This is a genomic window from Sphingobacterium sp. UBA865 (assembly GCF_002295765.1).
Classification (GTDB): Bacteria; Bacteroidota; Bacteroidia; order Sphingobacteriales; family Sphingobacteriaceae; genus Sphingobacterium; species Sphingobacterium multivorum.
The window spans coordinates 32,586-56,778 of sequence record NZ_DBGB01000031.1 but is presented as its reverse complement, the minus strand read 5'-3'; the positions used below and the strand labels follow the sequence as shown (position 1 = coordinate 56,778).

General features: G+C 41.3%; 15 protein-coding genes and 1 pseudogene. 4 read left to right on the top strand and 12 right to left on the bottom strand.

The features are described from left to right. Positions 1–42: 42 nt before the first annotated feature. Positions 43–3,216, top strand: coding sequence for a TonB-dependent receptor (locus B2O97_RS16270; RefSeq protein WP_115046466.1), 3,174 nt, complete (start codon positions 43–45; stop codon positions 3,214–3,216). Positions 3,217–3,288: 72 nt separating this feature from the next. Here the strand turns inward: B2O97_RS16270 and B2O97_RS16265 are convergent, their stop codons facing one another. The 8 genes from B2O97_RS16265 to B2O97_RS16230 form a co-directional block, all read right to left on the bottom strand. After that, positions 3,289–3,996, bottom strand: coding sequence for a hypothetical protein (locus tag B2O97_RS16265; RefSeq protein WP_070570288.1), 708 nt, complete (start codon positions 3,994–3,996; stop codon positions 3,289–3,291). Next, the gene (locus tag B2O97_RS16260) at positions 3,986–4,534 is read right to left on the bottom strand and encodes an RNA polymerase sigma factor (RefSeq protein WP_070570290.1); all 549 of its coding nucleotides are present in this window, start codon (positions 4,532–4,534) and stop codon (positions 3,986–3,988) included. Before B2O97_RS16260 ends, B2O97_RS16265 begins: the two co-directional genes overlap by 11 nt. A 143-nt stretch (positions 4,535–4,677) precedes the next feature. Then, complete coding sequence (locus B2O97_RS16255) at positions 4,678–7,275, bottom strand: TonB-dependent receptor (RefSeq protein ID WP_070570292.1); 2,598 nt, start codon at positions 7,273–7,275, stop codon at positions 4,678–4,680. A gap of 770 nt (positions 7,276–8,045) precedes the next feature. Then, positions 8,046–9,302, bottom strand: coding sequence for a YeiH family protein (locus B2O97_RS16250; protein WP_115046465.1), 1,257 nt, complete (start codon positions 9,300–9,302; stop codon positions 8,046–8,048). A 122-nt stretch (positions 9,303–9,424) separates the two neighbouring features. Then, positions 9,425–11,206, bottom strand: coding sequence for an acyl-CoA dehydrogenase family protein (locus tag B2O97_RS16245; RefSeq protein WP_115046463.1), 1,782 nt, complete (start codon positions 11,204–11,206; stop codon positions 9,425–9,427). A 135-nt stretch (positions 11,207–11,341) separates the two neighbouring features. Further along, positions 11,342–12,517 carry an acetyl-CoA C-acyltransferase gene (locus B2O97_RS16240; protein ID WP_070570298.1) on the bottom strand — a complete coding sequence of 392 codons (1,176 nt, stop codon included), beginning with the start codon at positions 12,515–12,517 and terminating at the stop codon, positions 11,342–11,344. A gap of 30 nt (positions 12,518–12,547) precedes the next feature. Beyond that, positions 12,548–14,977, bottom strand: a complete 2,430-nt coding sequence (locus tag B2O97_RS16235; RefSeq protein ID WP_070570300.1) for a 3-hydroxyacyl-CoA dehydrogenase/enoyl-CoA hydratase family protein — start codon at positions 14,975–14,977, stop codon at positions 12,548–12,550. Between the two features lie 40 nt (positions 14,978–15,017). Beyond that, a complete protein-coding gene (locus tag B2O97_RS16230) occupies positions 15,018–15,458 on the bottom strand; it encodes a MarR family winged helix-turn-helix transcriptional regulator (protein WP_046673745.1) in 441 nt (146 codons plus the stop codon). Positions 15,459–15,733: 275 nt separating this feature from the next. Here B2O97_RS16230 and B2O97_RS16225 point away from each other — a divergent pair, with 275 nt between their 5' ends. Beyond that, positions 15,734–16,696 (top strand): isopenicillin N synthase family dioxygenase, encoded by a 963-nt coding sequence (locus B2O97_RS16225; protein WP_070570303.1) that lies wholly within the window; start codon positions 15,734–15,736, stop codon positions 16,694–16,696. An 88-nt stretch (positions 16,697–16,784) separates the two neighbouring features. Here B2O97_RS16225 and B2O97_RS16220 read toward each other — a convergent pair. From B2O97_RS16220 to B2O97_RS16205, 4 genes and pseudogenes are all read right to left on the bottom strand, one after another. Then, positions 16,785–17,510, bottom strand: a pseudogene (locus B2O97_RS16220) (porin family protein). Positions 17,511–17,545: 35 nt separating this feature from the next. Beyond that, entirely contained in the window at positions 17,546–18,742 is a 1,197-nt protein-coding gene (locus tag B2O97_RS16215; protein WP_236586155.1) for a PCMD domain-containing protein, read from the bottom strand. 145 nt (positions 18,743–18,887) lie between these two features. Then, entirely contained in the window at positions 18,888–19,250 is a 363-nt protein-coding gene (locus B2O97_RS16210; RefSeq protein WP_046673659.1) for an MmcQ/YjbR family DNA-binding protein, read from the bottom strand. Positions 19,251–19,750: 500 nt separating this feature from the next. Next, a complete protein-coding gene (locus B2O97_RS16205) occupies positions 19,751–20,305 on the bottom strand; it encodes a thioredoxin family protein (protein ID WP_070570305.1) in 555 nt (184 codons plus the stop codon). Between the two features lie 227 nt (positions 20,306–20,532). On the opposite strand from B2O97_RS16205, the gene B2O97_RS16200 reads away from it, so the two are divergent. Continuing rightward, on the top strand, positions 20,533–23,220 hold the full coding sequence (locus tag B2O97_RS16200; RefSeq protein ID WP_286767704.1) for a TonB-dependent receptor: 2,688 nt from the start codon (positions 20,533–20,535) through the stop codon (positions 23,218–23,220). Next, complete coding sequence (locus B2O97_RS16195) at positions 23,213–24,097, top strand: GLPGLI family protein (RefSeq protein ID WP_070570311.1); 885 nt, start codon at positions 23,213–23,215, stop codon at positions 24,095–24,097. The genes B2O97_RS16200 and B2O97_RS16195 overlap by 8 nt, the downstream gene beginning before the upstream one ends. The last annotated feature ends 96 nt before the right edge of the window (positions 24,098–24,193 follow it).

Here is a 24,193-nt window from a genome sequence, read left to right as displayed (position 1 = left end):
ATACTTGTGACAGACGCTAATCAACTAAAAAGTGAAATTATTATGCAAAGAAACATCGTTTGGTTAATGGTATTAACCATTATTACATTTCTCCAAATTCCAACCAACAGTTGGGCTCAGGGTACCGAAGCGACGATTACAGGTCGGATCATAGACAACAATGGGCCTGTAAAAGGAACATCTGTATCGGTAAGGAATGAATCAACAGGATTTAAACAAACGACACTGACCAACCAAAATGGTGTCTATACCTTTCAGCAATTACCTTTGGGTTCGCCATACAGCATCACAATCAACCACGTTGGCTATGCAGAACAAAAAAAGACCGACTATAAATTGAGCTATGGTGACGAACTCAATGTGGATTTCACCTTATCGTCAGCTGAAAATAAATTGGATGAAGTTATCGTTCAAGGCACTGCGGCTGACCTAAAAAACAAGATCAAGACATTGGGTGCATCTACCGCCATTACGGCCAATGACCTCAAAAAAATGCCTGTAAATGGACGTAATTTTTCCTCTCTGATTGATTTATCGCCTGTCAGCAGTGGTACAAATCTAGCTGGACAGCGCGCTTCATCGACCAATTTTACGGTAGACGGAATGAATTCGCGCAGCACAGTGGCCGGTGGAAATAGCGGCGGAGCTTATTCAATCTCCATGGAAGCCATTCGAGAGTTCAAAGTAGTGACCAATGACTACGATGTCACATTCGGTCGCAGCGGAGGGGGCAGCATTACCACCGTAACCAAATCCGGTACAAATACGTTAACTGGAAGTGCATTTACTTTTGCCCGGGCAGGTTGGCTTTCGAGTAAGTACAACCTCAATGGAACAGCCCGAAAACAAAAATTCTCCACCTATCAATATGGATTCTCACTTGGAGGTCCAATCATAAAAGACAAAGCTCACTTCTTTGTAACTTGGGACCGTCAGATGGACACCCGTCCTCTTCAGATCGCAGACATTCAAACAACGGAGGACATTGCACGTTACAAAGTAACCCAGGCTACATTAGATGAGTTTACCCGCATTGCTGTAGGTAAATATGGTGCAAGTGCCGATCGCCTGTTTGGTTCCTTTGACAAGAAGAAAAAGACCGACGCGGCCTTCGCCCGCATTGATTGGCAATTGAACGATAAAAACTTATTGACTATTCGGAACAACTTTGTCTACGACATGGACAATCAACAAGAGGGAGACAATACAGGCATCAATGCTTTTGAATCCTACACCAACAGAAGGTATATTAACAACAGCCTCATGGCCTCCTTGCGCACGTCGATCAGTTCCAAATTGACCAACGATTTGAAGGTGCAACATTTTTATGAGCGTTCTGAAGCACAGCACAATGTAGCTGGATTTGATCAGTCACACAGTATTCCACGTGCGATCGTTGAATCTGTTCAATCGGTGGACGGCACAAATAAATATACCAATTCAATACAGCTTGGTGGTCAGCGTTATGCACCAGAATGGTTCAACGGAAATATGTTACAACTGGTCAACAACCTCTATTATAACACAGATAAAATCAAATATACCTTCGGTGCAGATGTCATGTATACGAACATGGATTTCCGCTACGGCAGCGAAATGAATGGTCGTTTCTATTTTACTGGTCTACAAAATTTCGATAACCTGACTTCTTATCGCTATGCCCGTGATGTATATATGACTGACAAAGAAAACACCTTGGTCAACAATCTAGCTGTAGGTCTCTATGGACAGATGGAAGCTAAAATCGCTAGGGGTCTTGATGTTGTCGGCGGCCTACGTCTGGACAATACGAAATACCTAAAGAAGGCTACATTCAACCAAACAGTCTATGACGAACTGGGCCTTTCAACCGATAATGGTATCAACACTTTTCAGATACAACCCCGCGTGCAGTTCAACTGGGATATCAATGAAGAAAAGAAAAATATAATCCGTTTTGGCGCTGGTATATTCGGTTCGGCCCTCAACCCCTATTCTATGTTAAACAATATGTTGTTTGATGGCTCACGCATTGCCGGTGTAGATATTACTGACCCTACTTTAATTCCCAAACCAAATTTTGCAGGATATCGCCAAGACCCCGATACAGCTCCAGGGCGCGAACTGCTGGACAACCCGAAGATCGAAAAACTTGTTACCATCAATACCAATAGCAAGGATGTAAAAGTGCCAACTGTATATAAAGCGAATATTTCCATCAATCACTTTTTCACACCTTCGCTACGCATCGGTTTAAGCGCTTACGGAACCTGGGGGCGCAACAATTATATGTATGTAGATCGCAATATGGTGGAGGATCCTTACTTTAGGCTGACCGCCGAAGGTAACCGTGGGGTGTATGTTCCGGCATCAAGCATCAATACGACAAATGGTGCCGCCAACTGGACCAATAGCCGTAAAACAAAACAAATAGGCCGCGTACTGGAAATGAACAGTGAAGGAAAAAACAATTCTTATACGGTTGTGCTGGACGGAACTTATCGTTATTATAAAGACGGGCAGATAACCGTATCTTACACCTGGAACGACACAAAAGACAATACCTCCTACAACGGCAACGTCGCAAATTCCGCTACCCTTTCGCTGATGGTGAAAGATGATCCACGCGACTTGAGTACGATGACGTATTCGGACAATCAATTCCGCCATAAAGTTGTTTTTTATGGTACTATGCCATCGCTATGGGGTGTATCTATGGGTTTACGTTTTAGCGGAATTGCAGGAACGCGCTATTCCCTAGCGGTTAACGGGAATGTTAATGGTGATTTTGTAAATTCCAACGATCTTGCCTTCGTTTACAACCCCAGCAATAAAAACACACCCGATTACATCAAATCGGGCATTCAAGCCATTTTGGATGATCCAAAGGCAGAACAGAGCATTAAAAAATACATCAATGGTAACCTCGACCGCATCGCCGAAAGAAACGGCGGCATCAACGGTTTTTACGGCGTATTTGACTTACATTTGGCTAAAAATCTAAAAGTTTACAAGAAACATGGCATTGAAGCTTCGATAGACATTTTCAATGTAGCCAACCTATTGAAAAAAACTTGGGGTGTAGGACACAATCTGGGTAAGCAAAATCTATATGCCATCAAAAGCTTTGATGCAACCAGTCAACAATATATTTATAATATGAGTTCTGGTGTGGGAGTATCCAATTTAAATGGTAATCCTTATCAAGTACAATTAGGCCTGAGATATGCATTTTAAGTAATTCAGACTATATAAAAAAGCAGCGAGCCATTTCCTATGAAAGAAATGGCTCGCTGCTTTTTATCACTATTATTTTTTTTCGATTCCAAAACAATGCGGCGGTTTAATTACAATTACTTGTGCCGAGTTCCGTTCCTCTTTGACGGGGAACACAATTTTCAGACGCCCTTTTGTTCCCTGCCATTTTGGCCCAAACTGCAAAAGTCGAACCGCTTCATCAACGAGCGACTGATCTGGTTGTCCTTCAGCACTGATATGAGTAGGCACTCCATTTTTGTCGATTGTAAAATTGACAATAATTTCGCCTCCTCTTACAGATGTAACGGACTTCTGATTGAGGTACTGTTCAAAAATTTTCCATCCTTCACGCGGCGTTGCATCACCTCCATCCAACAATGGTTCAACAGACACCTTATTTTCAGGCTCGCTCAACTCTACATCCGTTGTACGCTCCGCTTTACCGCTAAAATGTTTAAAATAGAGCAAGGCCAATAAAGTCACAAAAAGTACCCCTGCGGTAGCACCTATCGCCAGACGCTGCCAAGTGAAATATTGGGCATGTCTTGTCGCAACTGTATCTTCTACACGACGATTGAGACGTTGCTGCAATAGACTCAATTGTCGGGCATCCACACCATTTTGTAATCGATAACCATCGATAGCATCTTGTAAAAAGGGATCTTCCAATGCTTCTCGTTCCAGTTGAAACATGTCCTCCTTAGTCATCAAACCATGGATGTAATTATGAATCCGTGATAATTGATAATTATTTTCCATTTTCTTTCCTTTCCATACAGATTTTTAGATTGCGCTTTCCATTTTGAATAGCACTCTTGACCTTATTCAAGTCATATCCGGTCAAATCTGCAATATCTTTATAACATTTTTGCTCGAGATAGAATAAACGTACACATTCTTGTTGTTCGTGGTTTAAAGTCTGCATACATCCCTCCAGTTTCTCAAAGTCTTTTTCTTCCCATTTGACTTCACTGGTATCATTTAACTTTTGTTCACTTTCGAACAAATTGTCTTCAATATCAACCTGTGTTGTCCGCTTATCTTTACGTAACTGCATCAGGCAATAATTTTTGCTGTAAACGTGTAACCAGCTCTTAAAATTATCGACTTCATATTGCCGAAGCTTCGTGATAAGTTCTTCAAATATCTGCATCACAGCATCCTGACTACGGTCGGGGTCTTGTAAGTATTTAAAGCACACACCATAAAGCAAGGACATATAGGGCGAATATAGTTTCCCCAGCGTAGACAAGTCACCGCTTGTTTTATAGTGTTGTAAAAGCTCTTTTTCGTTCATGCGCAAATCATTCACCTTAATGATGATTTAAGATACAAATTTCCATATATAAAAAAAGGAGCTATTGAAAATTAGCGCAAAACAAAAACCGTCCCCATAACGAAATGGAGACGGTCGATAAAAATATAATATGAATTACGGATTTAATTTCCTTGTTTCCAATTGTATCGCAGTGTAACACCGTAAGTCCGCGGATCGGCAACTACTCCTGCATACTGTCCATAGCTTCCAGGTGCTGCCAGCAATTGTTCGTAATAATCTTTATTGGTTAGATTTCTACTCCAAACAAACACCGAAATACCATTCGATCCCCTGAATCCTAGCCGAGCGTTCAATACCGAATAGGCATCAATGTTTAGGTACTGTGATGGTGAGGAACTGGATGAGAATTTAGACCGGTGAAATAGGTCTGCGCCCAAAAAGTAAGATCCATTAATTCCGATCAGCTTCCCACTTTTATTCGCTTCGCCGCCCAAGGACCAGGACCATTTGGAAACACCAGGAAGGACGCCACCAGAGATATCTTTAAAAGCTTGCGCTCCGCCAACCTCTTCTAAGGGAACAGGTGCGTTGGTAAATTTAACATATTTGGCATCAGTATAGGCCAATGCTCCATTCAATCGGAGAAAATGTCCGATGTTGATATTTCCATCCAATTCAATACCCTTTACACGTACCTTTTCGGCATTGGCCAGATAACCACGGTTTACCCCAGGCTCGGGTGTCTGCACTTGCGTTTGATAGTCTTTGATATCCGTTTGGTAGACGGTCAGATTGAGGAGTGAATTGCGTGTTGGATTTGTCTTCACACCAATTTCCTTATGACGGACAGCCTCAGGTTTTACTTCGGCGAGATCCAGCAACACCGCTCCATTGGCTGTGGGCAATCCGCCGACGTTGATACCGACAGGTTTATAACTGATTGAATACGTTGCGTAAGCATTTATCTTCGGATTGAAGCGATATCTTGCGGAGAGTTGACCAGAGAAATTGTCTGCATCCGCATTGACATCAAAAGTCTGATTGGTATATACACCGTTCTTTAAGGCAAGCAGGGCGGGATCTGAGGTCTGCAAACCACCATAGGTCTGTCTATCGTAGTTAGCCACCTTTTTATCGTAGTTGTAGCGCAGCCCTGGGAGGATATGTAATTTTGGCGTTACAGCCCAATCAATCTGTGTATAGGCTGCCAAGCTTGTGCTTTTAATCCCGTAAACGGTCTTGATTCCAAAATTATCAAATAATCCCGGTGTCTGCCACAAAGCACTGGTAGAGCTTTTTTGAAAACGCCAAAAGGCAGATCCTGTTTCTTCGGTATGTACAGGGTCTGTGCCCAGATCCTGCCAAAGACCAAATAAACCAACAACCCCGCTGACCTTTTCACTGATTTTACCAGAGTATCTGAACTCCTGTGACCACTGGTTATGGACGGAATTACCTGCTGAAACGGTGTATACCGGAAGTCCTAAATAATCGCGGTCATTGAGCGGAACCCATGTCCATGTCCGCCACGCAGAAGTTGAGGTCAGTGTCCCTTCTCCAATCTTGATATCGGCATTCAATGCGACCCCACCCAATTTATTATCAGCTTTAGATTGAGTATCCAAATCTATCTTACGTTCGAAAGCACTTTTATAGGGCAACTCGTAGCCAAGATCTTTAATAATTGCATCAAATTGTCTGTAGTCCGCACGCTGTGTTTTTACAACTCCGGCAACCGCCCAGCCATAACCGTCCGGTTTTTGTGATGACACGTCCCCAGAAAGTACGAGTTTGATATTTTCGGTTGGGGTAAACAGCAATTGCCCTCTAAAGCCCAGGTTGTTGATATCATTGATCTTCCTATTGGTATGTACATTAAACAAGTTTCCATCCCGCTGTGTACCAGAGAAAGAAGCTCTCGCAGCCAAGTTTTTGGCCAATGGTCCTGAGATTGAAGTCTTCGCCTGAATAAACCCCTGGTTTCCATAGCTGACTTCCACATTGGCCTCGGGTGTAAATTGAGGCAGACGTGAGGTGATATTGAAAGCTCCCGCGGTTGTATTTTTTCCAAAGAGGGTACCCTGTGGTCCCCGTAGTACTTCAATCTGATCAATATCAATGAAGTCTAGCCAAGTTGCGGCAGGACGAGCAATATATACGCCATCAAGATAAAACCCAACACCAGGATCAATCCCATCATTGGTGAGGCCATAGGTGGAACCAAGTCCGCGTATGTTAAGTGTTGTATTACGTGCGTTCGATGCATACAACTGAACAGTTGGCACCAGTTCTTTCAACCGGTTAACATTAAAAGCACCTGCATCTTCTAATGCTGCTCCACGAATAATTGATACGGGAATAGGCACGTCCTGCAATTGCTCTTTACGGCGACGTGCGGTGACGACCACTTGATCCAAAGCTTCCAATCGTGGCGTAAGTTCAATCACGGCCGGAGAATGATCTACCACGATGTGACGAGTTTGATAACCGACGATGGATACGATCAATGAAAATGGTAATTTTTGTCCAGTTACAAACTGAAAAACTCCTTTACTGTCTGTTTTTACTTGGTGCGTAACAGCTTCCAGCTGAACCGTTACCCCCTGTAATGGTTCTTTTGTTACGGCGTCAATTACGGTACCTGTTAATGAGGCATTTATAATAGGTTTAGGATTTTCTACTTGCGCATAGCTGTGGTAAGAACCCGTTAAAAGCAAGCTAAAAACGACGCTAATTCGAAAAATAGCATTTTTTTTCATAAATTTATTCAGTTTAATGGTGAATCTAAACAAGTGCCAACGCCAATCGATACTTGCTTCATTGTTAAAACTTTGTGAAAGGGAAGCCTCGGCTTCCCTTTTCTAATATAAGAGAGTGTAAGAGAGAAATTTTAACAACACATTCGTTTCTTGTCACTTTTTAGGGTAACAACAGATCCTTCTACCGAAGCAACCAATAAACTTGTTTTTGGAGAGTAATTTTGTTTCATTCTTTTTATCTTGTTATTTTCTTTTATTTCCTGCTGCATAAACGAATCAGTATATGCACTTATCAGGCGGCAATTTCAAACAACTTTCATCACATTTCTTTGTTATAAAATCAATTTCATGGCTAGTTCGATTCATAATCAAGTCAGTCCTTTTTGCTCGCCTTCCTATTTACCTGTAAATCAGATAACGATACAAATATATAAATATTTTTTAAAAGACTACTAATTTGATAGATTTAATGATATTTTTTTTCAAAAAGCCATTAAACCTTAATTTTAAGACACTTAAAGCAAATAAAAAGCGGCTCAAATTTCTTTCAGCATGAAAAAAATCGCGAAGGCAACCATCCTAATCACCAACTACCCAGCGAAAATCAAGAAGCAAGCGATTGTATAAAAAACGAAGATCTGTGCTACGAATCAGAAAAAAATTCACGCATAAACCCTTGATGAAAAAGCATAAAAAAGGCCGTCCTAGTTAGACGGCCATCTTTACAGTCATATTTTAACGATCTATTTCACCTTGAAACACTTACCGTCTTAGCGAAATAGCACCAGAGCAATCAATAAGGTAATAATAACATTAAAAGTTTGGGCAATCAGAAAAGCATATAGCGGTTTCTTATTGTCTTGAGCAAAAAGATCCTTAAAGTTCGTTTCCAAACCAATGGATGTAAATGCCAAGGTAAACCAGAGGCCCTGTAAGTTTTTCAAACTTCCTTTGACGGCATCAATCTTCTCAGGAGATATCACGAATGAAAAGAGCAACGATGCAAATACAAATCCCAACACAAACTTCGGGAAACGTTCCCATATAATTTTCAGCGTAGGCTTATCCCGCTTGGTTTCATCATCAACCGATTTCGCATAAGTCCAATAAATACTGATGGCAAAAGCAGCCAGCCCCAACAATACGTTTTGGGAAAATTTCACAATGGTACTGATTTTCAACGCTTCTTCTCCTACCAGGGAACCTGAAGCCACGACAGCACCAGTTGTATCAATACTCCCGCCGAGCCAAGCACCGGTAACTTCTTGCGACAAGCCCATCCACTCCGCCATATAAGGCATGAAAATCATCATTGGAATCGCTGTAATAAGGACCAGTGAAATGACATAGGAAAGCTTTTTGCTATCACCTTTAATTGCTCCCGAAGTTGCTATCGCTGCGGAAACACCGCAAATAGATACTGCACTCGACAGCATCAGCGACATCTCCTTGTCAATCTTTAATTTTTTACAAATCCAGAACGCAAAGTACCAAACAGACAATACGACAGCCAGTGCTTGAATAAGCCCCAAGGATCCCGCTTTCAGGATATCCCCGAAGATCACGGTAGTCCCGAGCAGAATTAGGCCTATCTTGACATACAGCTCGGTACTGAGCGCCTCTTTAAACCAATTAGGCAGTTTAAAGCAATTGCTGATGACTAAACCGATAATCAAACTAAAAATTACAGCTTCGAGATTGTATTCTTTAACTGTTGCATTCCCTGCCAGCACCAATGCAAATACGGTAAGGATAAATACAACAGGAAATACAACGAATAATTGTCTTACAGATTTCCCCAAAAGAAAGGCGCCCAATATCGCGGTAACGAATACAAAAATAAACTGCTCAAAAAGCTTCATTAAATTTGTCGGGTCGAAAACCGTTGCGACGAGTTCGGCGGAATTACTCCACGAAAAACTAGGTACTGGCGCAACAATTCCTGAGAGTGCGAGAAATATGGTAGCGATCCCCAAAATGACGACTACCCAGTCTTCTGTAAATGTAAATGATCTTGAAGATGTCATATAATGGTTAGGGTTTAAAAGGTTAAATTTAGCATAATTACAGTGACTTTCTAGGATTGTAACACAAAAATGGCCGAAGATTTCTCTCCGGCCATTAACCAAAACCAATAATCTATTATCAATCAAAAACAATATTTATTCTCATCTATCAATTTCTTTGCGATTCGCTGACGTGCATCTTTCACATTAAATGGCTGTGCTTTTGTGAATCTGCGCAAACCAACCAACATCATATTCAGTTCATCACCTTCACCAAAAGAATATAATGCTTCTTTACCGGCAGCGCTGATTTTATCAATAGCACCATACAGATAGATCTTAGCCATATCTTTTGCATAGTCTGCTTTATCAGATCCTGTATGCAGCAATTTTTCCGCACGCAACAAGACTGACTCGGTGATATAAACATACCCGATAATATCCGCAATATTCATGAGGATTTCCTCTTCTTTGGAAAGAGACATCATCAATTTTTGCACTGCTGCTCCCGCAATCAATAACCCAGCTTTTTTAAGGTTTGCCACAATTTTCTTTTCTGCAGCGAGAGGTGCATCGTCCTCTTCACCAAAATCTGGAATAGCTAGAAGCTCTCCAGCTACAGTTTGGGCAGGTCCCATCAGATCCAATTCACCTTTCATGGCCCGTTTTAACATCATGTCAACGACAAGCAATCGATTCACTTCATTCGTACCTTCAAAGATCCTGTTGATCCGTGAATCCCGATAAGCGCGTTCCATTGGCGCATCTGCTGAGTAACCCATTCCACCATAAATCTGTACCCCTTCGTCAACCACATAATCCAACATCTCCGAGCACCATACTTTGATGATAGCGCACTCAATTGCAAACTGCTCCACAGACTTCAATTTTGCTTTTGCTTCATCCATCCCGCCAGCAATCAATGCATCGTAAGCATCATCAATATTTTGACCGGCACGATACGATGCCGACTCCACAGCAAACAAACGTGTTGCCATCTCAGCCAGCTTATAACGAATGGCACCAAATTTAGAAATCGGCAGATTAAACTGCACACGTTCATTGGCATACTGCACCGCATGGTTGATCACCATACGTGCCGAACCGATCGTGGCAGCGCCCAGTTTTATACGACCAATATTCAGGATATTTACAGCAATCTTAAATCCGTTTTCACGATCAGAAAGCATATTCTCTACAGGAACGGCGCAATCATTGAAAAAGATCTGACGTGTTGAAGATCCCTTGATACCCAATTTATGTTCTTCGGGATTCATCGTGATGCCACCAAAATCTTTCTCGACAATAAATGCCGTTAGGTTTTTATCATCATCGATTTTTGCAAATACGATGAAGATATCTGCAAAACCACCGTTTGTAATCCACATTTTTTGTCCGTTGATCAAATAATGTGTCCCTTCGGCATTTAATTTAGCAGAAGTACGACCCGAATTTGCATCCGATCCAGCATTGGGTTCTGTCAAACAATACGACGCCTTCCATTCACCAGTAGCAAGCTTTGGAACATATTTTGCCTTTTGGGCATCATTACCATAATACAAAATAGGCAGCGTACCGATTCCCGTATGAGCAGACAATGCCACAGCAAAAGAAAACCCGCCACCTACCGCATCGGCAACAAGCATAGAAGTGTTGAAATTCTTGCCGAAACCACCATATTCTTCGGGAATAGAAACACCCAACATCCCCAGTTCACCGGCCTTATCCATCAAACTAGGCATAAGTCCTTCTTCTTGCGCATCGATACGGTCCAGCTTGTTCAATACTTCCGTATCCAAGAAATCCAAGCAGGTCTGACGAATCATTTTGGCTTCTTCATCAAATTCTTCCGGAATAAAAACGGCTGTATAGGGAGTCTCTCTAATCACGAACTCTCCGCCTTTAATTGCTTTATTTTCGCTCATTGTCTTTCTAGATTTATATGGACCAGGAAATCACTGCTTAGTGATGCTGCTGTCCACCATGTTTTTAAATACTTCTATGCGTTATGAGATCAGAGATCCATATTTCGTCTATATTGCTATTCCTAGCGGCTAATTTTAGTCCAATAACTCAAAAATACCAGCCGCTCCTTGACCAGTTCCGACACACATCGTCACCATGCCATATTTTTTGCCTCTGCGTTTCAACTCGTTTAAGACTTGGACCGTCAATTTAGCTCCTGTACATCCAAGTGGATGCCCTAAAGCGATGGCACCGCCATTGACATTCACTTTCTCTTCGTCTAATCCAAGTTCACGAATTACGGCTAGCGATTGAGAGGCGAAAGCTTCATTCAGCTCAAAGAGGTCAATATCTTCCTTTTTAAGACCGGCTTTTGCCAAAGCCTTGGGTATGGCATAGATAGGTCCGATACCCATAATGCGCGGTGGAACACCTGCTACAGCAAAACTAACAAGCTTTGCAATTGGTTTAACACCAAGTTCTTTCACTTTTGCTTCAGACATCACCAAGACAAATGCTGCTCCATCAGAAGTTTGTGAGGAATTCCCCGCCGTTACTGAACCATTCGCTGCAAAGACTGGTTTTAGTTTCCCTAAAGCCTCCAGGGAAGTATCAGCCCGAGGACCTTCATCTGTATCAACAACATATTCGCGCGTTGCAATCTTACCGTCTTTCAGGTAATTTTCTTTTACAGTAATAGGCACAATCCCATCTTTCAAATGACCGTTTTGAATAGCTGCAACTGCCTTTTGATTTGATTTAAGTGCAAAAGCATCCTGATCTTCGCGTGAAACATTGTAATCTTTGGCTACGGCTTCGGCAGTCAATCCCATTCCCCAATACCAGTCAGGATGCTCTTTTGCCACAACAGGATTAGGCACAATCTTCCAACCTCCAAAAGGCATTCCGGACATCACCTCTACACCACCGGCAATGATAACATCTGCCATCCCAGTCTTAATCTTTGCTACCGCGGTTGCAATGGTTTCTAGGCCTGATGCGCAGTACCGGTTAACGGTTACACCCGGGACCTTATCCGTGTCCAATCCCATCAGTGAAATGAAACGGGCCATATTGAGTCCCTGCTCCGCTTCCGGCATGGCATTCCCAACAATGACATCATCTATATCTTCTTTATTTAAATTCGGCACAGTGGATACAAGATGTTTAATAACATCCGTGGCTAAATCATCGGCCCGCATAAAGCGAAATACTCCCCGGGGCGCTTTGCCTACTGCTGTACGAAATCCTGCTACTATATATGCTTCCATTATTTTTAATTTTTTCGTGAGTAGTGAGTTCTAGTTCCGTAAAGGCTTACCCTTGGTCAACATAAATTGAATTCTTTCAAGCGTTTTGCGTTCAGCACAAAGCTCAAGGAATGTTTTACGTTCAAGATCCAGTAAATACTGTTCAGACACTTCCGTCGGTGACGATAAATTTCCACCACACATTACCCAGCCTAGTTTCTCTGAGATCTTACGATCATAATCAGAGATGTAATTGCCTTCACGCATTGATGAAGCGCCCACATAAACGATTCCTAATCCTTGATTTCCCAAAACTTTGATATCATTGCGAGGAGCAGGCTGAACATAACCCTCATCTGCCAATTCTAATGCCTTTGCCTTGGCATCCGCCAGAAGACGGGCACGATTCATGGTGATTGCAAATTTATCTTTCTGCAAATAGCCGAGCTCATAGGCTTCATAGGCAGAAGTCGAAACTTTTGCCTGACCAATAGTCAGGAATTTATCTTTTAACGTATTTTGGACAATTTGATCATCTTTAAATTCCTCCGAGGCACGTAGCGTAAATTCTTTAGTTCCGCCACCACCAGGAATAACACCAACCCCCAGTTCAACCAAGCCCATATAGGTTTCGGCGTGAGCCTGCACAAAATCGGCATGCATGGAGAATTCACAGCCCCCACCAAGCGTCATTTGAAATGGCGCAACGACTACAGGTATTGACGAATAGCGTAAGCGCATGGATGTATTTTGAAATGCACGAACGGCCATATTCAATTCATCAAAATCCTGTTCGACGGCCATCATGAAAATCATTCCGATATTCGCTCCAGCAGAAAAGTTTTTTCCATCATTGGACACCACTAAACCGCGATACTCTTTTTCAGCAAGGTCAATGGCTTTATTCAATCCCTGGATAACATCCCCACCAATGGTATTCATCTTGGTATGAAATTCACAATTAATGATACCATCGCCCAGATCAATAATAGAAACACCCGTATTTTTCCAGATTGTCTTACTTTCCCGGATGTGATCCAATACGATCAGATCTTCGGTACCGGGAATAGCTTTATACGATTTGGTCGCAATATCATAATAGTGACGTACACCATTTTCTATTTTATAGAATGATTCACATCCGGCTTCCAACATCTCGTGTACCCAGGAAGCAACCTCCCCGTCCTGACCCGGAAGTCGTTTTTCTTCGGTCTTAATTTTAGCTAAAGTCTCGCGAACACCTAGCGCATCCCATACTTCAAATGGTCCTAACTCCCAACCAAATCCAGCACGCATGGCATCATCGATCCGGAAGAAGTCATCTGTAATTTCGGGAACACGGCGGGATACATATTCAAACAATGGATAATGCATGGCACGGAAGAGTTCCGCCGCTTTATCGCTCCCTTGTTCATATACTTTCATCCGCTTGCGGATATCCTCCACAGGCTTGGTAGCTTCCAAGGTAGTGGATTTCACTTTTTGCTGTGAACCAAATTCCAGTGTTTTTAGATTTAAAGATAAAATCTCCGAATTACCATCGGCAGCTTTTACTTTTTCATAAAACCCTTTCTTGGTTTTCTCACCCAACCATTTATTCTCGACCATCTTGCTGATGAATGCAGGAAGCTGGAAAACGCCTTTGGCTTCATCTTCTGGGGCATTCTGCGCCAGTCCATTGGCAACATTCACCAAAGTATCAAGTCCTACCACATCGGCTGTACGAAAAGTCGCCGATTTGGGATGCCCCATTGCAGGACCGGTATATTTGTCGACCTCCTCAACGGTCAATCCAAGAGGTTCCACTAAATGAGTAACCGCCAACATCGAATAAACACCGATACGATTACCAATAAACGCCGGAGTGTCTTTACATAACACAACCGATTTACCCAGCATTTTGTCACCAAAGTGAAGTATAAAGTCAACAACCTCTGGCTTAGTATGCGGTGTTGGAATAACTTCCAATAAAGGGAGATAGCGCGGCGGATTGAAGAAGTGTGTGCCGCAGAAATGATCTTTAAAATCTTCACTTCGCCCTTCTGTCATTAAATGAATAGGGATACCAGAAGTATTGGAAGTAATCAATGTCCCAGGTTTTCGAAATTGCTCAACACGCTCAAAAACAGATTTTTTAACATCGAGCCGCTCAACAACAACCTCGATAATCCAATCCACAGAAGCAATGTCTTTTAGATTATCGTCAAAATTCCCTGTTTTGATACGTCTTACAAATGACTTGCTATAAATTGGCGAAGGGTTTGTTTTTAAAGCCGTTTCTAAGGAGCTGTTGACAATTCGGTCCCGAACGATCTTACTCTCCAAAGTTAAGCCTTTGGCTTGTTCTGCCGGAAGCAGTTCGCGCGGAACAATATCCAACAGCAAAACTTCAACACCAATGTTAGCAAAATGACAAGCAATTCGCGAGCCCATAACACCCGATCCGAGAACTGCCACTTTTCTAATATTTCTGTTCATCATAACATATTTATCATGCACTTCTGTACATTTGGTTTAATTCCTAGATGATTACTTCTTCTTTGTAACTTGTTGCGAGCTCATTGAGTTTCGCTAAAGAAGCAATCAATTGATCCCGTTCATTTTCTGAAAAATTGTCCGCTAAATATTGATTGAAATTACGAACAACATCTTTAGCAATCCGTCTTTTCTCTCGCCCCAATTCGGTTAAATACACTTTTACGGACCTCTTGTCGGTCTCACTCGTTTCGCGGTATATAAATCCCAATGACTCCAAATTATTCAACACCCGAGACAAACTAGTTGTTTTAACTCCTGTCAAATTTGCAATCTGAGAAACAGGTGTACCCTCTTTATGGATGTTAATCAAAATATATCCCGCAGCCTGGGTAAAACCGTACTGCGAAGCAATTTGATTATATTTATTGGCTATTGTCTGCCACCCTGTTTTTAAAAAATAATCGATTGTCTGATTTTGGTTCATAAGCGTACCCACAAGCTATTTATTATGCTTGCATAACAAATATACCAGTTAGCAATTAGAATAACAAGCTCGAAATTATAAATTTTGTCATATGTTCGTCAGCATAATTCGGCACACATACCTAACGATACTTGTCGTCAATTGTGAAATGTGGAAAACTTTTAAACACTGACATACAGCAAAATAAACAGAAACACAAAACTTTTATTAACAGTCCCTGTTTAATAATCAAAATTAATTCCGTTAACTTTGTCCTGAACAAACATCAACACTGTATGGCTTTAGTAAACATACCTCGCTTGGACTTGCTACATTATACACAAGGAACCCAAGAACAACGAAATCAATTTATCCAAGATATTGGCAAAGCTTTCAATGAAACAGGCTTTGTAACGATTGCAAATCATGGCTTATCAAAAGAGCTGATTGAGGAATTATATCAGGTGGTTCCTGAATTTTTTGCTTTGCCTACTGAGATCAAGGAAAAATATGAATTTCCAGAACTTGCAGGTCAACGTGGCTATACCGCAAAAGGAAGAGAAAAAGCCAAAGACGCGAAAACACCTGACTTAAAAGAATTCTGGCAACGCGGTCAAACGATTGTTGGTGAAGAATATTCCAAAGCTGATTTTCCGGACAATCCTGAAGTAGCTGAAATTCCTCGCTTTAATGGCGTAACCGCTGAGGTTTATAAAAAACTAGAAGATACAGGCCGCGACTTATTGAAAGCGATCGCGACCTACCTCGATCTGGAAGAAAATTACTTTGAACAATATGTCATCAACGGTAATTCTATTCTACGTGCTATCCATTACTTCCCAATAAACGATCCTGACGCCTTAGCCCCTGACGCAGTACGCGCAGGCGCCCACGAAGATATTAACCTCATCACCTTATTGATTGGAGCTAGTGCGGATGGTCTTGAAGTGATGACAAAAGACGGGGAATGGTTTCCTATCAAAGCCAAGGGTGAAGATATCGTCATCAATGTAGGTGATATGTTGCAACGGTTAACAAACAATAAGTTGAAATCTACTACGCATCGCGTAGTAAACCCACCACGTGAGAAGATGGGTACTTCCCGTTTTTCTATTCCTTTCTTTTTACATCCAAAATCCGCCATGAGTTTGGCTTCATTGGATTCCTGCATCGATGCGGAACACCCGAAGGCCTACGAAGATTATACCGCTGGTCAGTACCTGGATGAACGCTTAAGAGAAATCGGATTAAAAATGTAAAACTCCGCATCATTTAAATGAGCATAACAGTATAAAAAAGAAATGGCCGATCCTAGGATCGGCCATTTCTTTTTTATGGATATTAAAGCTATTTCAATTTATAACCTATACCAACATTCATAAAGATATTATGTAACCCGAAGCTAATACTTTCAAATCCGGTTTTCATAATATTATTGAAGCCATAATCCAACTGTGCCAACGCAAAGAATCTTCTGTCGATAGCATAATGTGCGCCCAAACTCATACCAACATCAATACTTCTAACACTCTCCGAGAAATCATAATCAGCATTATCCACAACAATCTTATTTCCGGTAGGCTCCTCATGCCTAAGATAGCCGTTGTAGGCCTCGCCATAGAATTCCTTTTTTACCGCAAAAGAAATGTAAGGACCTGCCTGTACATTCCAACGATTTGAAAGCTGATAGGTAGCTTGGATCGGAACAGTCAGATACAGGTTATGTACTTTTGTTGTGATATCACCCGTATAATAACCTCTCAGCTCCTCTTTTGCATCATTCACCGCATTGAATGTCGTCTTGTATCCTTTAACACTCGCCTATGTATCCATTCCCTTTCCTTCGAAGACGATTCCCAAAGATACTCCCCATTGGGAATCAATATGATAGTTTGCCCTTGCTCCGACAAAAAAGGGAACATTCGGATTATAGCTTTTAATCTTTCGAATTTCACGTGGCAATGATAGGGGGGCTGCGCCGCCGATCTTACCGCCTACCGTCACATCAAAACCCAATTTACCCTCATCCGCTGTGTTTTCCTGCGCATTGGCAATAGATCCTATCAAAACCATCGCAGCCAGTGCGATTGTATATTTTATCATTTTCATTACTTCTTCGTTACAATTTTGAGATCATCCACCGTCAACTTACTACCGACAGCACCTATAAAATTATCACCATATTTACTCGAAGACATTACAATCGCAATGCTATAATCCAAATTGGCAACATCAGCTTCGTTTACTTTCGCCGTGTACTTAAATGGCAATGTAAACTTGACAAAATCACCAGCCTTGGTTGCGCCCCCATTTTCCAACCTGGCAATAGCCACAATACTTGGATCTTTTAAAATATTATGTCCCGTCAAATAGGAAACTTTCTTGTTGGGATCAGATTGCGAGTCCATAAGCTGCTTGCGATTATAGAAAACAGCATAGATATCACAGGAATCCTTGGTATTAACAGGTTTCATGTTTTCATCCGTCACCGTTGCGCCAGGACTATACTTATAGTAACCTTCCAAGGCCAGCGGTATCTGATTGAAAGGAAGGCCAAACTGCGTTGCCGATAACGAGTCTGTCAATACAGGTCCTGTATCAAACGCTCCTATAAAAAGATTTCCGGCAGCAATAGGTTTCTTGAACATCGCCCCAAAAGCACCGGTCAACTTCGTTTCCAATAAAGCCGCTTTCGATCCTGAATGTGCATCCGAACTCGTTTTAGTGGGGTATGATTCGGGATCCTTGGTACCTCCTCCTAAGCTCAATGTCAAGGAGAAACTTGGATTTCCGGAAGCCCAATTATAGAAATCCTGGCCATCAATTTTATTATAAAATATGGTGTATTTATCATCCTTATCAATCGCCGTATCTTCAAAACCATATGCTGTTGGAACAAATCCACCATCTGTTTTCACAATTTTAATCAGGTAGTTTTTTGTAAACTGATGATCTTCGGACGTAACTTTATAATATACGCCGTTTTTTAGGAATTCATCAATAATTACTTTATTCATATCCTGAGTTCCGGCAGGCATTTTCAAAGAATCCTTCAAAAGCTCAATGGAGGCACCAGGAGTCAGGTCAAAAGTCATATTCAATTTGGTAAGATCATGAATATTGGGCTGAAGGTAAAGTGTAACTTGCGTATTTGAGATGACCGGGTTCAGCAAAAAGATATCTTCATCGGCATGAAGAGCGATAATATCCGCTTCCATATTGAGCGCTTCTTCCTTTATACAACTTCCCAAACTGAAAAGAAGCATAAAACAGATTATCCACGAGTAACTTCGTGTTCGTTTCATAAAAATAATATTTAGTGTAAATTTATCGACCAATGCTTTGAGCAATGCACTGATTTTAGCAAAGCTACCAATCCTAGCCTCAAAAAAAAGTCATTTAAACGACTTTTTCTGAATAGACAACTAATTCTTTACACGCAAAGTCCGGTTATAGCCCTTTGACTTCCGATCTGATTTTACTGGGCAGACTTTCAACAATAAGCTGATAGCTGTGTAAAATCAATTCCTCCAGCTTTCTATCATCAATCTCTTGATTGGCAACCACGGTATTCCAGTGCTTTTTATTCATGTGATAGCCCGGCAGTACGGTATGCTCATAACGTTCCCGCAATTCAATGGCCCTTTCGGGGTTACACTTAACATTAAATCGTAATCCATCAACCTGATCCAGGCCTACCAACAAAAAAATCTTACCGCCTACCTTAAATACCAATGTATCTGGCCCAAAGGGAGTCTCCTCCATCACCGGCCCAATCGATAAACAATAATCTCTTAGATCCTCAATATTCATATTTTTTTAGTTTTAGTTGTCGCTCAAGCAAACTGAAAAAGCCACCATAAAAATGGTCCATAATTCATATAAAGCTAACAAAAACACTGGATCGTTTTACTTAAAATCTTTTGATCTTTCGCAAAGGCGACATTAGGTCTATTTGCCCTAAAGAAATTACGTTACGCCGAAAATAGGTCCAAAATAAGCTGGAACTAGACAATAGCAAGAGTCAGATAACTTCAGCCTTTACAGGGATTAGCTACGGACATGAAACGTAGCTTCAGCGTTACTTCTTCGCTTGCAACCGAAGAAGTAACGAACAAGTACCGAGGAAGCACCGAACAAGCTCCGACTAATCTCCGAATATCGTATACTTGTCTTATATTGAGATAGGTTTACATAGCTCCGGGTTTAACAGCAGTTTTTCAAACCATGCTCAGGAAAGACCAGGTCTATTCCTGAGATGATGATCCGGTTAAACTTAAAAATTGCCAGTTTATTATAAGGATGGAATTTTCTTATTTTTCGAACAGTGCCTGGATTTCCTTTTGGATTTCGGTTCCTTTATCGGCATTGTACCACTTTTGAATCTCCTCTTTGATTTCGGAGAAATCTGCCCCTTGCGCTTTCATATGCAAAAACAGCTCCTGGCAGGCTTGAGGTCTTGGGCCCCAGACAGCCAAATCTTGCCCCTGTTCGTTGCGTATCACCAGAATTGGAATAGATTTGCCTCCGTTTGTTAGATAAGAATCGATCAGAAACGGAGCACTATCACGCAGTTGGATATCCACCGTGATATTGGGATTTTTTGAGGCCATCTTCGCCAACATAGGTACCGAATGCGCCGCATCCCCGCACCAAGGTTCAGTAATAATGATCCATTGTTGCTTTTCAGTAATTGACTCAACAAATTGTTCAAAAGTCGACGTTGGTTCGAAGCGTTTTAACCAACGGCCCATTCTTGTCCAGTTCATTTTTGTGTACTGATAATATTCATCATCTTGATAGGTAGGGTGATTCTCAGGATGATTTAAGATATCTTCGAATTGTTGTAAGTAATTTTCAAACGTCATAATACCAATTTTGTGCAAAGGTAAATTTTACTTCCAACTTTCTCAAACAACCTTCCGCCAACAATCTGTATTGAATGCAATAAAAAATAGGATGCTCAAAAAGGACATGTAGAGCAAGAAAAAATGTGATTTCCTCTGCCTTATATACCAAAGATTTTACATTCAGAAGAGATGTTTTACATTTATTAACGATTAAGTAAATTATCTTTGAAAGATACAACCCGTACATGAAAAGATTAGTTCAATTAATACTTTTACTATTTATCGTCGTCAACAGTGCTTACTCCCAAATAAACATCAAGGGGAGGATTCTAGATAAGGCGGATGACAAGCCCCTGACCAATGCTTCCATTATTTTACTGAACCGCGATTCAGTCCTCCGTTATTTTAACCGAGCCAATGAAGAGGGAAAATTCCAGGTTAAAAATATCAAACCCGGGAGCTACATTATTTTGGCCACTTACCCTAAATTTGAACTATATAGTGATACGATCCAAATTGCAAACAAAGATCTCGATTTGCATGATATCAAAATAAATTCCCAAAGAAATGTTTTGCAGGAGGTGATTGTCACCCGACGTCTTCCAATTACACTGAAAGGCGACACCATCGAATATGATGCGGCGAGTTTTGCAACAGAAAAAAATGCGAAGCTAGAGGATTTACTACGTCGTCTACCCGGTTTTACGGTTACCGGAGATGGAAGTATCACGGCTCAAGGAAAATCTGTACAGAAAGTGTTTATCGATGGGGAAGAATTTTTTGGTTATGATCCTAAAATAGCCATTCGCAATGTACGGGCAGATGCCGTTGACAAGGTGCAGCTCTATGAGAAAAAATCGGAGGAGGCGGAGCTGTCGGGCATCGATGACGGAGTAAGGATCCAAACTGTTAACGTTGTACTCAAAGAGAAAGCAAGAAAGGGTGTCTTTGGAAACATGGAAGCATTGGCTGGATCAAAAGAATTGTATGCGGGAAATCTCTTTGCGGCGAAATTTAATAAGACTGAGCGGATTGGCATCACCGCGAGTCACAACAACATGGGCAGTTCAAGTGGTCGTGAAGGTTCTTTACGGATGAACAACCAGATTACGGGCGAACCACTGAATACAAATCTTGGAGCAAACTATGAAAATCAGTTCTTCAAAAAGGCCTTAAAAGTAAACGCCAACTATGGTTACGACAACAACAGCAACAAGAACCACTCGGAGACTTACAATAAAAATGTGCTGCCTGATCAATCCATTCAGGAAAAAAACAGTAAAAACGATAGCGAGAGACATAGCCGAAGTAATGGTTTCAGGTCAAACCTTAACATGCGACTGGATTCCACGCAAAATATGGAACTCCAATCCAATGCCAATTGGGCTACCAACGCTAATCTAACTTACACAGACAGCAAAACGGGCGATGGATCGGGCAACCCAATCAGTGACTTTAGGGAGAACAATCAATCGAACTCCTCAAGTTCCAACAATAATTTTCGCCTAAATTATAGAAAACGATTAAAAGCGGGGCGTTCTTTAAATGTGATGGTCGGCAATAATCACAAAGAGTCAGATTCAGAGAGTAAAGTCAATTCACGGACTTATTTTTACAAAACCGGGGATAGTACAATTATCAACCAAACGCGACATGGCCGGAATAAAGGCAATGACTTCAACTCTTCGATCAATTTCAACAACCGTATCAGTGACTATATCAATCTGGCTTTAGGCTACAGCTTCAATCATTCGAAGAGTACAAATACCCAAAATTCAATAAACAATATTACCCAAAAGTTTGATTCACTATATTCTCAAAACCAGATCGACAATAATACCAATCAAGGTGTGAACGTGCACTTTTCCTATCGCAAAGAAAAGTTGGAGATCAATTTTTCCAACCGTACGTTCTACAAGAATCAACAGTTAAATGATAGTTATAGATCAATTGATCTTGCCCGGAATTTCTGGGATAACAATTTAAATGTTGATGCCAATTATCGCCTTTCAAATAGCAAAAATATACGTTTAGCTTATCAAAGTTCCAATATCATCCCATCGTTTGATCAGTTACAACCACTGCAACCTCAGACCAATCCGTTGTTTCAACAAGTCGGTAATCCCGACCTAAAACGCGCGGTGAACAATAACATTTCGGCCAATTATAACGCGTTCAGTTTATTGAAAGGAACGAATATCAATATCAACGGGAACTTGTCATTTATTAATAATCCAATTGTCAACAAAACAACCATACTAGACAACTCGGCTCAAATCAGTTCTTATGAAAACCTATCGGGTAAATCCAACTGGAATGGCGGCTTGAACATCAATCATATGCAGCCATTGGCCAATCGTCGCATCAATTTTAACAAGAGTGCAAACGTCAGGTTTAACAACAGCTACAGCTATACCAAATTTGAAGGCGGACAGTCCGGCGGCGAGTTTCTACTGAATAATGCAAAGAATACCAACTTTAGTTTAGGTTCAAGCTTAAATGAGCAGGACTCAGAAGGATTCGACTTTGATCTTTCGGCGAATGCTGGTTTTAATGTACAGCAAAACTCGATCAACACCCAATACAACGCAACAAGTTTTCAAGGTGGGACTTCGGCGTACATCAAATACTTTCTACCGAAGAAGTTTAATGTCATGGCAAACATTTACTATAGCTATACAGGACCTACGAAACTTTATAAAAAATCAATCAATCAATTTTATACCAATATTGAATTAGAGAAAAAAGTACTGAAAGATGAGAGTATGACACTCAGTTTAAAGGCCTTTGACCTGTTCAATACATTTAACAACACACGTCGTAATGCGAGTGACACCAACTATTCAGAGTCCGTTCAACAGGTATTGACACAATATTTTTTGGTCGGTGTAAAATGGGATTTCAACAAATATCTAGGGAAAGGAAATGATTAAAAAAATATATTTGACCGTTATCATCTGCTGCCTGTGTGGTTTATCGCTTCAGGCACAATATGCCTATTTTGGAAGTAGGGGTACGATCAGTTTTGACAAAGTCACGTACACAAAAGCACGCATGCGGCAGCTATCCAACGACATGAGCTCGAAAGGAATGGACAGAGGGATGGGCATGATGGAATATCTCGACAAGATGCCGGATTCACATACGGAAAAATTAAACTTCTACTTTGATGAGAATTCTACCGTGTTGATGCCTGAGGAAAGCGTAGTTAACGAAAAACAACGTGGTGAAGTCAAAATGGCCGCACCTACGATAACTTCGGGCACAGGCAGAGGGGGCAGATCTCAGGGTGCGGTCCGAATCGGAGGAAACCAAAGAGGGCAATTTAGGGGTGGCGCCAACAAGAACGGCAAAGTCCTCTACCAGGATCTGAAAACCGGCACAGCAGACATTCAGCTTGACATCGACGAAAAATACATTCTTTCGGAAACTTTGGACAGCATTACTTGGCGTTTCACGGAGGAATTCCGAAATATCGCCGGAGTAAACTGCCGCAGAGTCAATGGTGCTACCAAAGACTCACTCTATCTGATCGCTTACTATTCGGAAGAGATTCCAATATCGGCAGGACCAGCATTAAGCCATGGTCTCCCGGGCATGATATTGGGTCTTGTCATCCCTGAAATGCATATTCAATATTGGGCTACAAATATCGCCTATACCAATAAACTTGTTCCTTCTGATTGGCGGGATAAAAAATCAAAAAAAATGAAACTTGCTGAATTTTCGGAAATCTTTGGCAGATATATGCCACGCAATCGCCAAAACGAGTCAGCTAAAAAAAGGATATTAGAGCAACTGGTGTATTGAAAATGTCAGTTTGGCAGTACCTAAAGACAAATTGATGACAAATAGTGTTTTTTTTACAAAACTTTTGGATTGGCATAAGGGTTGATAATAGACTGA